Annotated in this window: 9 protein-coding genes; 7 read left to right on the top strand and 2 right to left on the bottom strand. The window is 42.3% G+C overall.

Going from position 1 to position 12851, the window contains the following annotated elements; translation table 11 throughout:
• Positions 1-16: 16 nt before the first annotated feature.
• The 5 genes from R3D00_02215 to R3D00_02235 all read left to right on the top strand — a co-directional run bounded on the left by R3D00_02215 (position 17) and on the right by R3D00_02235 (position 7335).
• Positions 17-424, top strand: a complete 408-nt coding sequence (locus R3D00_02215) for a DUF2809 domain-containing protein (protein ID MEZ4771967.1) — start codon at positions 17-19, stop codon at positions 422-424.
• Positions 417-1310, top strand: coding sequence for an Rpn family recombination-promoting nuclease/putative transposase (locus tag R3D00_02220; GenBank protein ID MEZ4771968.1), 894 nt, complete (start codon positions 417-419; stop codon positions 1308-1310). Before R3D00_02215 ends, R3D00_02220 begins: the two co-directional genes overlap by 8 nt.
• 190 nt (positions 1311-1500) lie before the next feature.
• Positions 1501-4764 (top strand): SusC/RagA family TonB-linked outer membrane protein, encoded by a 3264-nt coding sequence (locus tag R3D00_02225; GenBank protein ID MEZ4771969.1) that lies wholly within the window; start codon positions 1501-1503, stop codon positions 4762-4764.
• 11 nt (positions 4765-4775) lie between these two features.
• Positions 4776-6281 (top strand): RagB/SusD family nutrient uptake outer membrane protein, encoded by a 1506-nt coding sequence (locus tag R3D00_02230; protein MEZ4771970.1) that lies wholly within the window; start codon positions 4776-4778, stop codon positions 6279-6281.
• Between the two features lie 148 nt (positions 6282-6429).
• On the top strand, positions 6430-7335 hold the full coding sequence (locus R3D00_02235) for a dihydrodipicolinate synthase family protein (protein MEZ4771971.1): 906 nt from the start codon (positions 6430-6432) through the stop codon (positions 7333-7335).
• Positions 7336-7369: 34 nt separating this feature from the next.
• On the opposite strand, the gene R3D00_02240 is transcribed toward R3D00_02235, so the two are convergent.
• Positions 7370-8092 carry a GntR family transcriptional regulator gene (locus tag R3D00_02240; protein ID MEZ4771972.1) on the bottom strand — a complete coding sequence of 241 codons (723 nt, stop codon included), beginning with the start codon at positions 8090-8092 and terminating at the stop codon, positions 7370-7372.
• A 183-nt stretch (positions 8093-8275) separates the two neighbouring features.
• Here R3D00_02240 and R3D00_02245 point away from each other — a divergent pair, with 183 nt between their 5' ends.
• Both R3D00_02245 and R3D00_02250 read left to right on the top strand, forming a co-directional pair.
• Positions 8276-9412 (top strand): sialidase family protein, encoded by a 1137-nt coding sequence (locus R3D00_02245; protein ID MEZ4771973.1) that lies wholly within the window; start codon positions 8276-8278, stop codon positions 9410-9412.
• Positions 9409-12018 carry a sodium/solute symporter gene (locus R3D00_02250; protein ID MEZ4771974.1) on the top strand — a complete coding sequence of 870 codons (2610 nt, stop codon included), beginning with the start codon at positions 9409-9411 and terminating at the stop codon, positions 12016-12018. Before R3D00_02245 ends, R3D00_02250 begins: the two co-directional genes overlap by 4 nt.
• A gap of 20 nt (positions 12019-12038) precedes the next feature.
• Here the strand turns inward: R3D00_02250 and R3D00_02255 are convergent, their stop codons facing one another.
• Complete coding sequence (locus R3D00_02255; protein MEZ4771975.1) at positions 12039-12656, bottom strand: DUF6134 family protein; 618 nt, start codon at positions 12654-12656, stop codon at positions 12039-12041.
• Positions 12657-12851 lie beyond the last annotated feature (195 nt).

A 12851-nucleotide genomic window follows, 5' to 3' on the forward strand; every position in this document is an offset into this window, starting at 1 on the left:
AAAAGGGAAAAAATTAATGACCCGCAACCGTTTTTACTATTTCTTGCTCATACTCATTACCATCGGGGCAGGGTTGTTGTCCCGGTCGAGGTTTATTCCCGAATGCATATATCCTTATCTGGGAGATGTGTTATATACGGTTATGTACTATTTTATTGCGGGATTTATGTTTCCGACAATGAAACCTATAAAAGTAGCCATACTCAGTATGGGTTTTTGTTATGCGATAGAGTTTACGCAACTCTGTAAGGCAGACTGGATCATGGCGTTGAGGAGTTATAAGCTGGGCGGGCTGATATTGGGGTATGGATTCAGATGGAGCGATTTGGTGTGTTATGCTATTGGAGGATTTGGGGGGATGGCAATGGAAAAAATGTGCAGAAAATCTGTATATTTGTTTGAGCAAAAATCCGGAAATGAGTGAGATAGCAGAGAAATATATAAACCCTTTTACAGACTTTGGATTTAAGAAATTATTTGGGGAGGAGCCAAACAAAGATTTGTTGCTGGACTTTCTCAACGAACTGCTCAAAGAGCAGGAGGGCCCAATTAAAGACCTGACCTATCTGAAGAATGAGCATATTGGGTCTCGGGATGCTGACCGTCGGGCTATTTTTGACTTATACTGCGAAAATGAACGAGGAGAAAAATTCATTGTCGAGTTGCAAAAATCCAAGCAGAACTTTTTCAAAGACCGGGCACTTTACTATTCGACTTTTCCGATTCGTGAACAGGCGAAAAAGGCTGACTGGAATTACGAACTTAAGTCTGTGTACACGATTGCGATTCTGGATTTTGTCTTTGAGGAGGATAAGTCAGAAATGGGAAAATACCGTTATGATGTAAAGCTGACGGATATAGAAACTTGCAAGGTTTTCTACGATAAACTCACGTTTATATATCTGGAGATGCCCAAATTCCAGAAGAGTATAGATGAACTCGAAACCCGGTTTGATAAGTGGCTGTACGTGTTGAGAAACCTAAATCGCCTGGATCGGATCCCCGAAAAGTTGAGAGAAAAAATATTTGAGCGATTATTTGAAGTTGCTGAAATAGCTAAATTTAGCAGAGCGGAGTTATTGTCCTATGAAGACAGTTTGAAATACTACCGGGATTTGAAAAACTCCTTAGACCTGGCAAGAGAAGAAGGGAAGATTGAGGGAAAAATTGAAGGGAAGATTGAGGGAAAGATGGAAGGAAAGATGGAGGTTGTGATAAAAGGCGCAGCAGAGGGCCTGTCTACAGAGGTGTTAGTCGTGTTAACCGGCCTTACTAAGGCTCAAATAGAAAAAATCCTTTCTGAGAGATAGTTTCAGGAATTTTTCCTGCCGCTATTCATACCCACTATGACCCGCCCCTCATATAGGCGGCAATCCCTTTTTGGCAAAAAAGTTAAAAGTTCCTTCAAATCTTTTTGAAGATATGAATTATTAGTCTATAATTGCATTATGTATAACATAATACATATCAATATGCTCTTTCAACTTAACAACATTTAGCATGAAAAAAAGGTACTTAACTACCATCTTTTGGGTGTTGGGGTTGTTTTTTAGCCTGCCGCTTTCGAGTTCAGCGCAGGACAAAACAATTACAATCACAGGAACAGTTGTTTCCGCTAGTGATAATGTTCCCTTACCGGCATCACGCATCATAATCAAGGGATCTTCAACCGGAGTATTGGCTGATTCTGAAGGAAAATACAGCATTGATGCAAATACTGGGGATATTTTGGTGTTTAGCTATTTGGGATTCATTTCGCAAGAAGCGACCGTTTTGACCTCATCCACTTTGAATATAGCGCTTGTTGAAAATGATGCTAAGCTTGATGAGGTTGTGATAACGGGTTATGGCAACCAATCGAGAGCGAAATTAACCACATCCGTATCAAAACTGAACCCCCGGATTTTGGAAACCTCGACGAGATCCAATGCAGGAACCGCGCTGCAAGGCACAATCGCAGGTCTGAGGGTTACAAATATTACGGGGCAGCCCGGCTCTACGCCGCAAATTATTTTGCGTGGTGGAACTAATTTTGATGGTACAGGATCTCCTTTGATTTTGGTAGATGGTATTCCAAGTTCATTTTATGCCTTAAATTCAGACGATATTGAATCTATTGAAGTGTTAAAGGATGCCGCAGCAACGGCCATCTATGGAGCAAGATCTGCCAATGGGGTTATTTTGGTAACCACTAAAACTGGCAAGGTTGGAAAATCTTCTATTAACTATAAGTTTAAATACAGCAGCAATAATGAAAGAAATGACCAGCAGTATGTTGATGCTGAAGATTTTATCAACTACAACAGACAGGGGATTGCATGGTATCGGGAGGCGGCCAATCTGCCTAATCAATTTGGTGCTTTTTTAACTGGGTCGAATGCTGCCGGAACGGGGAACAATACAACCAATTCTCCATTTACCACACAACTGTTGACGCCTGACAACCGATATTTGTTGAATCAACCCGGATGGCAGTCTATTCCTGATATTTTAGATCCCAGTCAGGAAATCCTATTTTATAATAATACAAGTGTTGGTGATCGAATCTATCAAACCAGCACTACAAAAGATCATTATTTATCTTTTGACGGAGGTAACGAAAATGGTTCTTATTATCTGGGATTAGGGTTTTTAGATAATGATGGATTGATTTTGGGTTCTGGTTTTAAAAGATACTCAGGTAAGTTTAGTGGGTCTTATAAGGTTACAGATCGGGTAAAAGTCAACTCAAATATCTTGTACTCGCATTCTAACTTAAATTTAAGTCCTTTGGGCGATGATGCAACCGTGTTCAGGAGGTTTCAAGGCCAGCCAAATACCTCAAGAACTTATGACAACAACCCTGATGGCACTTTATCAGATATTTATAGTACGGGCCAAAATCAAGGTTTTGGTAACCCTTTATACTACCAGGATAAGTTTGTCCGAGATAATTTAGAACAACGTCTGGCAGCTTCGGTTGGCCTTGACTGGGATATTCTTGACAACTTAACCTTGTCGGTCGATGCAAGTCATTTTGCAATCAATAACCACAACTCTAGCTTTAATAAAGCCTATAGAAGGGGAAGTACTACAACTAATCCTCTGATTACAGGCAGGGAGGCTTCCGTGAGTTTAGACAGAACCCTGAGAGAGCAGCTGACAGGTACCTTAAATTATAGAAAAGAAATCGGCAAGCATAATTTTAATGTATTGGCTGGAACTGAATATTTTAAGGATAATTTTTTCACTACATCGGCGGGGACAAGAAATTCGCCAACAGATTTGATTACCACACTGAATGCAGGTGCCGAAGCGAATGGTATTCCTACAAGCTTTGAAACGGAATATATAATCGTTTCTACATTTGGCAGATTTTTGTATGATTTTGACAATAAATATCTACTGGGCTTTACCTTCAGAAATGATGGCTCGTCCCGACTGGGAAATAATAAGTTTGGCTTTTTCCCAGGCGTATCTTTTGGCTATAATCTGCACAATGAAAAATTCTTTCAGGAATCTTCTGTCAGCAAGGTAGTTTCAAAGATAAAACCACGGGTAAGCTATGGTGTAAATGGCAACCAGGATATATTAAGCAATTATGGTGTTTATGGAGCCTATGGAAGCCAGGGCGTTTATAATGGACAAACGGGTTATGCCAACTCCACACTGCCTACTTTGGGCCTGTTGTGGGAAAAAGCAACCACCTTTAACGTGGGACTAGACGTGTCATTTTTTAATGACAGACTTTCATTTATCACCGACATTTACTCAAGAGATATTAAGGATAAGCTGGCAAATCTTACCTTGCCCTATTACACTGGGTTTAGTAGTATATTGACGAATAACGGAAGCATTAGAAATAAGGGGATTGAGTTAGAGGTAAATGGGGATATAATCCGGAATAACGATTTTACCTGGAGTGCTGGTGCCACCGTTACAAGAAATAGAAACTTCGTAACCAAACTTCCTGAAAATGATAATGAATTAAACCGGCAGGGAGGTTCGCTGATTTGGAACCCTGAGACGGGTAAAGAAGAATGGGTAGGCGGCCTGCAGGAAGGGCAACGCGTAGGTAGCGATCTTGTAGTTGCTTATATGCAAGAAGGTGTTTATGCCAACCAGGAAGCCGCGGATGCAGACAATGCAATTACTGATCAACTGGTGCCGGGATTTAGTGCAAATCAGCGTTGGGCAGGGGATGTGAAATGGGCTGACATTAATAATGATGGCATTATCAATGACCTGGACAGAAAGGTAATCGGGCGTACTACGCCAGATTTGATAGGGGGCCTATTTACGAATCTGAGATACAAAGGCTTCAATTTATATGTTAAAACAGATTTTGCTACCGGGTATTTGGTTTGGAACCATATCAGAAATAAGTCTTACGCCCAAACGCAAGGAAATTTAAATCAACCAGTAGAAGTGCTGGACTCCTGGACGCCAACCAATACTGATACAGACTGGCCGCGTTTTGTTTTTGTGAATGGTACAAAAAATGTTTGGAGAGGTAGTGAATCCACAGCTAGTTTGCAAACTCAGGGGAATAGCCAGTTCTGGGAAAAAGGAGATTATTTAGCATTAAGAGAAGTCTCCTTTAGCTATGATGTTCCCTCAAAGTATTTTAAGGAAACCTTCAAAAACCTGAGTGTTTATGTAACCGGTAGCAATTTGCACTACTTTAAAAGTATGCGTGGTGATACCCCCGAAATTGGTGGTGTGCAATTTGGCGCTTTCCCTCTTCCCAAAACATTTACCGTAGGTGCAAACCTGACATTTTAAAGTTTAAAAAAATGAAGAAATATCTATTTATTATAGTCGCTGCGGTTATCTTCAGTTCATGTGCAAATGAGCTTGATTTAGTAGCCCCTAGTGAATTGACAGCTTCTGGATTCTGGGATACCGAAGAAGGAGCCATAACTGCCCATACCGGCATGTATGCAAACTTAAGATCACAAGCAGGAAACTTTTGGTTGTTAGGTGAAATGAGGAGTGATATTTGGGGAGGCCGAACCTTCGAGTCCCCTTTTGATATCTCCTTGATAGAATCGAATATTACGGTCACCACCGCACCTTTTGGCGGGTGGGCAGGGTTATACACAAATATTCACAGGATCAATGATTTTTTGGTAAATGTACCCAATGTGAGTTTTGTGAATGAAGGAGATAAAAACCATATGTTGGGTCAGGCCTATGGGTTAAGAGCGTTGTACTATTATACACTGTTAAAGACCTGGGGTGACGTGCCAATCATTTTGGAGCCTTTAACCACTATAGACCCCTCTGCATTAAGCAAAGCAAGATCCTCGCAAAGCGAAGTGATGAACTTAATAAAAGCAGATCTGGCTGCCTCTCTCAGTGCCTTTGGCTCAGATGAAAGTTTTTTTCAAGGTACCAGAATATATTGGTCGAAAGCCGCTACCCTCGCGCTTAAAGGAGATGTATACATCTGGTCCGGAAATCTGCTGGGAGGGGGGGCTGCCGATTTTGCGGAAGCAAAAGCCGCGCTGCAGGAAATTGCATCGCTGGGGATAAGCCTGGCACCAACTATCTCCGATTTGTGGGGGGTGGGAAAAGAGACAAACAATGAGTTTATTTTTGCTGTTCAATATAAACGAGATGAGGCTTCTAATGTCTACAATAGCCTGACCGGCAGGGCGTTGGAAATTAACCCTACGTATGATGATATGGGTGGCTCTATGGCCAGTTTTGTTATCGCCGGGGCTAACAGATATGGTCAATCCGAAAAAACCTTGTTGCTGCTGGATGACAATAACGACAGCCGTAAAGCGGCTACCTTTATTCGGTTGTATGTCGATGACAATGGCGGTGCCGGTTATCCTTCCTATAACGAACCTACCTATTTTGGCTCTGTGTTTAATAAGTTTTTAGGTCAGGTAATTGGTTCTGATCGCGTATTTGAAAATGACGTGCCTGTATATCGATATGCAGATGTACTCCTGCTTTTAGCTGAAGCTAAAAACCTTCTGGGTGAAGATCCCTCAGGAGAGATAAACGCGATAAGGGAAAGAGCTTATGGTGCAAATTATGATGTAGCCATACATGGGTATGTTAATGGCTCGCAAATAGAGAATGCCAACGCCATTTTAGATGAGCGTTATAAGGAGTTTATTGGTGAGGGTAAACGCTGGTGGGATCTGAGAAGAGCGGGTAGTAGTTTTGTGATTGACAATATAAGCTTTCTAAACCCCGGCGATGAATATAAACTTCTATTACCCATTACAACCGATATGATTGGCAGAAATCCTGCGTTGGTTCAAACTCCCGGGTATAATTAATTAAAGTCGTTGTGTTTGTAGCGTTAGAAAAAACATACGCTATCACACACCCTGTCAGAGGAGAGTTGAAGTTTCAACTCTCCTCAGCCTTTGCGTTTTTAAAATAACATCCATTTAGTCAATTGCGACGATCTTTAACATTACCATATTGAGATTAAAACATTTAATCGCTGCCACCTACGCCCCAATGAAGAAAGATGCTTCATTGAATCCTGATATTATAGGAGCTTATGGCAATTTTCTGCAAAACAATAAAGTAGCAGGTGCTTTTATCAATGGATCTACCGGGGATTTTGCGTCATTGACCGTAGAAGAGCGCAAGCTCATCGTAGATGCCTGGTCCCAAAATAAGCCCGATGGTTTTCAAATCATAAACCATGTAGGGCATACCAGCCTGAACGTAGCAATGGATTTGACTACCCACGCGGCCAATAAGGTGGATGCGATTGCTGCATTAGCGCCCTTTTATTTTAGACTGAACAGCATGGCGAAATTGGTCGAATATTGCGCGTCTATTGCTGCCTGCGCTCCTGATTTGCCATTCTATTACTACCATATTCCCGATTTATCAGGGGCAGATTTTCGTATGATTGATTTTATGGGTGTAGCTTCAAAGGTAATTCCCAATTTTGCAGGATTAAAATTTACCAAAAACAATTTAATCGATTATAAATACTGTCTTGATTTTCAAGATCAGGCTTATGATGTTCTTTTTGGTGTTGATGAAATTTTTATCTCAAGTTTGCCTTTAGGTGCTAAAGGATGGGTTGGCAGTACGTACAATCACCTGGCCCCTTTATATTATAAAATCAAGGAGTTGGTTGAACAGAGTGATCTTGAGCAGGCCGCTGCATTGCAGGCAAAAGCTATGCGGTTTGTTGACAGTTTAAACGCTAAAGGAGGTTTTAACGGCGTCGCTAAAGGTTATATGAAAATATTAGGTATCGATTGTGGACCCAGTCGGTTTCCCCACACGACATTGACCGATGAGGCATACCTGGAAATCAGCAAAGAACTCAATGCGATGGGCCTGTCTCCGTATATGTGTAAATAAAATCAAGGTTCTGCAAAAGAAAGCAGGGGTAAAATCAGGATTTAAAGCCTGTCAGTACCCGCTCAAAATGCGGTTCTAAATGTTGCCTCATACCTATTCGAAAAGACTCTGGCGTGCCATTCATTAAATGGTTTAATAAGTCTCTGTGTGAAATAAATTTACCGGAGGAATACACAAATTTGTTTTCATCTGGTAACTTATGAGCATGAACGTATTGGAAAACCGGCAATAAAAGATCCTGAAATCGCTGTAAAGTGCTATTGTTCGATATTTGATACAACTTTCCGTGAAAGGCTACTTCATACTCCAACGTAAAAATAGTGGAGTCAACTCCGTTATCGTCTTCGTGAGAAACGATTTCTAATAATTCCTCTATATCTTTTTCTGTTTTTCTGGCAAATAATAAATCAGCCATACCCATTTCAAGGATTAACCGCAATTCAAAAATATCGCGGAGCGTGTCCTCGCCTAATAAATTAGACTCAAGTACTTTCCCAAAATTATGTATAATGTCAGGCTGCGTAAGGACCATACCCTTATGCTTTTTTGATTCGATCATCCCGATTGTCCTGAGCCTTAATATAGCTTCCCTGATAACCGTTCGACTCACTCCCAATGCCTCCGCCAACTCTAATTCTTTGGGTATGGAATCCCCTATTTTCAGGCTGTTCTCCTTTATATATTGCCTTAAACGGATTTCGACTTTATCGACTAGAGACAGGTTTGAAAGAGGTTCTAAGTTTGTCAATTTCGCCATTAATAGATGTTTGATGCAAAGCTAGCAAAAATCGAATAAATCAGATGCTATTTAGTATATTTGTATTATGTATTACATATATAAAAATCGCGCCATGTTTGGAAAACTTCTCTGTACCGGGAACAGGAAGGTTGTCCCATGGTATATTCAGAACCATAAGCTAATATTTTCACCCCAATGATTATGAAAAAGCATACCGCATGGATCCTGATGATTGTTTTTGCTTGTTTTGTACATGCACAAGCGCAAATACATCCAATCGCCGAAGGCGTAAAAGTTTATCAGAATCTGTTTTACAAGTCTATGAATGATTCGGTAGCCTGTTACCGCATTCCGTCAATCGTAACTGCTCCCAACGGGGATTTGGTCGTCGCAATTGACGAACGCGTGCCTTCGTGTGGCGATCTGAAATGGAGCAAAGACATCAATATCATTGTGAGGCGAAGCTCCGATAATGGCAAAACCTGGTCAGACGTAGAAACCGTAGTTAATTTCCCTTTTGGGAAATCGGCTTCCGATCCTTCCATGATCGTTGACAAAATCACTCGGGAAATCTTCCTTTTCTACAATTATATGGATCTGGATGCCGAAAAGGACATTTATTATTTACACGTAGTGAAGAGTCTGGACAATGGAAAAACCTGGAGTAAACCTCAAGACATTACTTCTCAAATTACTAAACCTGAATGGCATACAGATTTTAAATTCATCACATCTGGCCGTGGTATTCAAACGAAAAGTGGCCGGCTGTTGCATTGTATGGTGAATCTGACCAACGGCATGCATATATTTGGTAGTGATGACCACGGCAAAACCTGGTTTTTTATTGACACACCAATTATACCTGCCGATGAATCCAAAATCATTGAGCTCGCCGACGGAACCTGGATGGTCAATGCCCGGGTAAATGATAAAAAAGGGGTGAGATATGTGCATACTTCTTCCGATGATGGAAAAACCTGGGCGACCCGGGCGGAATCTCAATTAATGGATCCGGGCTGCAATGCAAGTATTATTCGCTACACGGCGGTAGCCGATGGATATGAAAAAAACCGCCTGTTGTTTTCTAATGCCAAGTCCGAAAATGGCCGCACAAACATGACGGTTCGCATCAGTTATGATGAGGGGAAAACCTGGAGCGAAGGGAAAACCATCTATTCCGGCAGCGCGGCCTATTCATCGCTAACGGTATTAAAAAATGGAGATATTGGCTTATTCTTCGAAAAAGATGAATATTCTGAAAACGTTTTTACAAGCTTTTCTTTAAAATGGCTTACTGATAAAAAGGACAGATACAAAAGACCAAAGCCGGAAAAATGAAAATGGCAAAGATTTCATTATTGTTCGCCCTCGCACTTTTACTTGCTGTGCGTTCTTTGGGGCAGGAGGTTGAGAAACTCACTATGGTAGATTTGCCCGATCTCCCGGCAGCACAGGAAGGCATGGAGTCCCTGGGCTATGCAGGGATGCTGGGTGGCGCACATAATGATGTAATTATTGCCGCCGGAGGCGCGAATTTTCCCAATGGCTTACCCTGGGAAGGTGGTGGAAAAGTCTGGAGCGAAGCCATTTATATCCTGGAAGGAAACCAGTGGCGGCGATCTTCCACCACATTGCCTATGCCTCTGGCCTACTCAGCTTCAGTAGCTACAAAGGATGGTATTGTATGTATAGGGGGTGAAAATCAGAAGATTACCAGTGCCAAAGTTTTGCTTTTATCATATAATCCCTCGGCAAAAGAGGTTGAAATCGCCGTGTACCCTGATCTTCCGGAACCCTTGGCCTACACTTCAGCTGTAGTGGCAGATGATTTTGTATATGTAGTCGGGGGGAAAAATGCTCAAAAAAGCACGCAGTCGTTCTACCGGTTAAACCTGACAGAAAAACGGGTGTGGGAAAAATTACCAGATTTTCCCGGTTCTCCCAGAGCGGTTCACTGCCTCGCGGTGCAGGAAACGTCAACGAATAAAAAGCTGTTTGTCATCGGAGGAAGAGATCAGGTAGCCGGGAAAAAATCACAGCCACTTACCCACTATTTGTCTTACGACCTGAAAGCGCAGGTTTGGCATGACGAAGGGGAGTTGTTAATTGACGGAAAACCCAGAGTCCTGATGGGCGCTTTCGCAGAATCAATGGGCTCTATGCACCTCATGGTTTACGGTGGCTCAGATGAGGTATTGTTTGATGAACTGGAAAACATTGCCATTCAATTGGAGCATGAAACTGGCGATACCATTAGAAAAGAATTAGAGAGCAGAAGAAATGCTATTCTCAACCATCACCCCGGTTTCTCCAAAGATATTCTGGCCTATAATACGATTACCGGTAAATGGTTTGTTTATGATACCCACCCGACCCCCATACCGGTTACTGCGCTCGCTTTTAAGGATAAGGAGCGTTTTGTCATTGTTTCAGGGGAAATTTCTCCCGGAATCCGCACACCGAAGGTCCGGCAATTTTCAATTGCCAATGCCGTACATCCCTTTGGTATCCTCAATTATAGCGTCCTGGCACTTTACCTGTTGATCTCCGTATCGATCGGTGTCTATTTTTCCCGAAAACAAAATTCTACTGAAGACTATTTTACCGGTGGCGGCAGGATCCCCTGGTGGGCCTCAGGGTTAAGTGTTTTTGGTACTTTATTGAGCGCCATTACCTTTATGGCCATACCAGCCAAGGCTTTTGTTACAGATTGGTCGTACTTTATGCTCAATATGGTGGCTATCCTGATCACCCCGGTCATCGCTTTTCTCTTTATCCCATTTTTCAATCAACTGAAAATCAAAACTGCCTATGAATATTTAGAGGATCGGTTCAACTATCTGGCCCGTGCCTTTGGCAGTCTTTCATTTATTCTTTTTCAGTTGGGGCGAATAGGGATTGTCTTACTGCTGCCGTCTTTGGCTATTTCTATTGTAACAGGTATTCCCGTAGCGATCAGCATTCTGCTTATGGGGGTTCTCTGTATCATCTACACGACTTTTGGCGGGATAGAAGCGGTTGTATGGACAGATGTCATGCAGGTTGTGGTTCTTTTGGGTGGAAGTATTTTGGCTTTTGGCTGGATTGTCGCGCATGCCCAATCGTCTTTTGGCGATATGATCACTTATGCTGTCGCGCATGACAAGTTTAACATAACCAATATGGAGTTTGATTTTACAGAGTCAACCTTTTGGGTCGTATGCATTGGAGGGTTGGCCTCCGCAATGGTAACGCAGGGCACAGATCAAACCATTGTACAGCGTTATCTGACCAGCACAAATATCAAGGACTCACAAAAGACATTGTACACAAACGCCGTGCTTACGCTGCCCGCAACTATCCTGTTTTTTAGTCTGGGAACCCTGCTGTTTATTTTTTATACCGAAATACCCGGAGCACTTTCCCCCGCCATCTCCAACAACGACTCGATTTTCCCCTGGTATATTGTCAGAGAGCTTCCGGTTGGCGTTTCTGGTCTTTTGGTGGCAGGTATCTTCTCCGCAGCCATGTCCAGCATTAGCAGCAGTCTGAATTCTGTTGCGACCGCCTATTGCAATGATTTTCATTTGCATATAAAGCCAGATGTCTCTGATGCCCGCCTGTTGCGGATAGCGAGGATCGCAACCATCGTAACCGGGGTATTGGGGGTATTGCTGGCACTTTGGATGGCGAGTTCGACAATAAAGTCGTTGTGGGACCAGTTTTACCGCTATTTAGGTCTTTTTACCGGCGGCCTTGGGGGGATGTTTTTATTGGGAATGCTTACGAAAAAAGCCAATGCTACAGGCACTTTAATGGGGCTCGTAGCCAGTGCTTTGCTCATATGGTATATCAGCGTTTATACCGAGATCAACTTTTTGATGTACGCCTTTTTTGGGGTAGTGTCGTGTTTTGGTTTCGGCTACGTATTCAGTCTGATTTTTAAGGATAAAGAAGAACGATAACCTACTTCATCCCCCATGTTTTAGTTCGCAGCGCCTCCCAGATCGTCTCTGATCAGATACACTGTAAGCAGAGGATGTTTGATGCTCACTTTGGTTTGAACGCCGTTTTCGTAGTAGTAAATCATTTTTCGATCGTTGCGGGGATCTGTCACCTGATATGCTCCAGCGCCCAGCGCATTTACCGGCATAAATACTCCTGAGGATTCGGAGAATGCATTCTGAATGCCTTTGGGTTCGTCAAAATACAACCTGCTGCCGCTATAGAATATGGGGGATTTTAAGGTCGTTTTTTCCCCACCATCAATCTGAATCGTATAGTGATCGCCTGCCCATTCAATGATAGAAGAAGAGTTTTGTTCACCGTTTACCACCACCTGACTTCGGGCACTGATAAACTGGCCGGCATGGTAGTGGATTTTATTTTCCACCTCCATTTTGACCCGTTTGACCAAAAGATTTACCTCCAGCAGACTCTTGGTCTGGTAATAGACATCTTCGCCTTTTGTCTGCCGGTAATAATTCATCGAGCCGATTTTACTTCCTAAGGCCTTCATGTAATAGGATTGTTCTGTACTTTGGCTAAATAGCCAGCTAACTGACAATAGCCCTATGATGAGATAGCTAACTAAGGTTTTCATAGGAATAGATTTGGGGTAAATAATCTGAAAACATCTTGCAAACAAGTCATTATTGGTTTCAATGTGAATGACTTTTGTTTCCCCCGAAATGGAAACTACAGGTTGGGGGAATGTACGGGAGAATCCGCTACAGGTTAAGATTATTTTGCATACTTTTGAAATGCTATAACATAGCCAAAACCGGTTGCCGCTAAT

The organism is Bacteroidia bacterium, from assembly GCA_041391665.1.
GTDB lineage: Bacteria > Bacteroidota > Bacteroidia > J057 > J057 > JAGQVA01.

Excerpts from the sequence above, each read along its gene's own strand:
- R3D00_02215 (MEZ4771967.1), top strand. The coding sequence starts at position 17 with ATGACCCGCAACCGTTTTTACTATTTCTTGCTCATACTCATTACCATC.
- R3D00_02220 (MEZ4771968.1), top strand. The coding sequence starts at position 417 with ATGAGTGAGATAGCAGAGAAATATATAAACCCTTTTACAGACTTTGGA.
- R3D00_02225 (MEZ4771969.1), top strand. The coding sequence starts at position 1,501 with ATGAAAAAAAGGTACTTAACTACCATCTTTTGGGTGTTGGGGTTGTTT.
- R3D00_02230 (MEZ4771970.1), top strand. The coding sequence starts at position 4,776 with ATGAAGAAATATCTATTTATTATAGTCGCTGCGGTTATCTTCAGTTCA.
- R3D00_02240 (MEZ4771972.1), bottom strand. The coding sequence starts at position 8,092 with ATGGCGAAATTGACAAACTTAGAACCTCTTTCAAACCTGTCTCTAGTC.
- R3D00_02245 (MEZ4771973.1), top strand. The coding sequence starts at position 8,276 with ATGAAAAAGCATACCGCATGGATCCTGATGATTGTTTTTGCTTGTTTT.
- R3D00_02250 (MEZ4771974.1), top strand. The coding sequence starts at position 9,409 with ATGAAAATGGCAAAGATTTCATTATTGTTCGCCCTCGCACTTTTACTT.
- R3D00_02255 (MEZ4771975.1), bottom strand. The coding sequence starts at position 12,656 with ATGAAAACCTTAGTTAGCTATCTCATCATAGGGCTATTGTCAGTTAGC.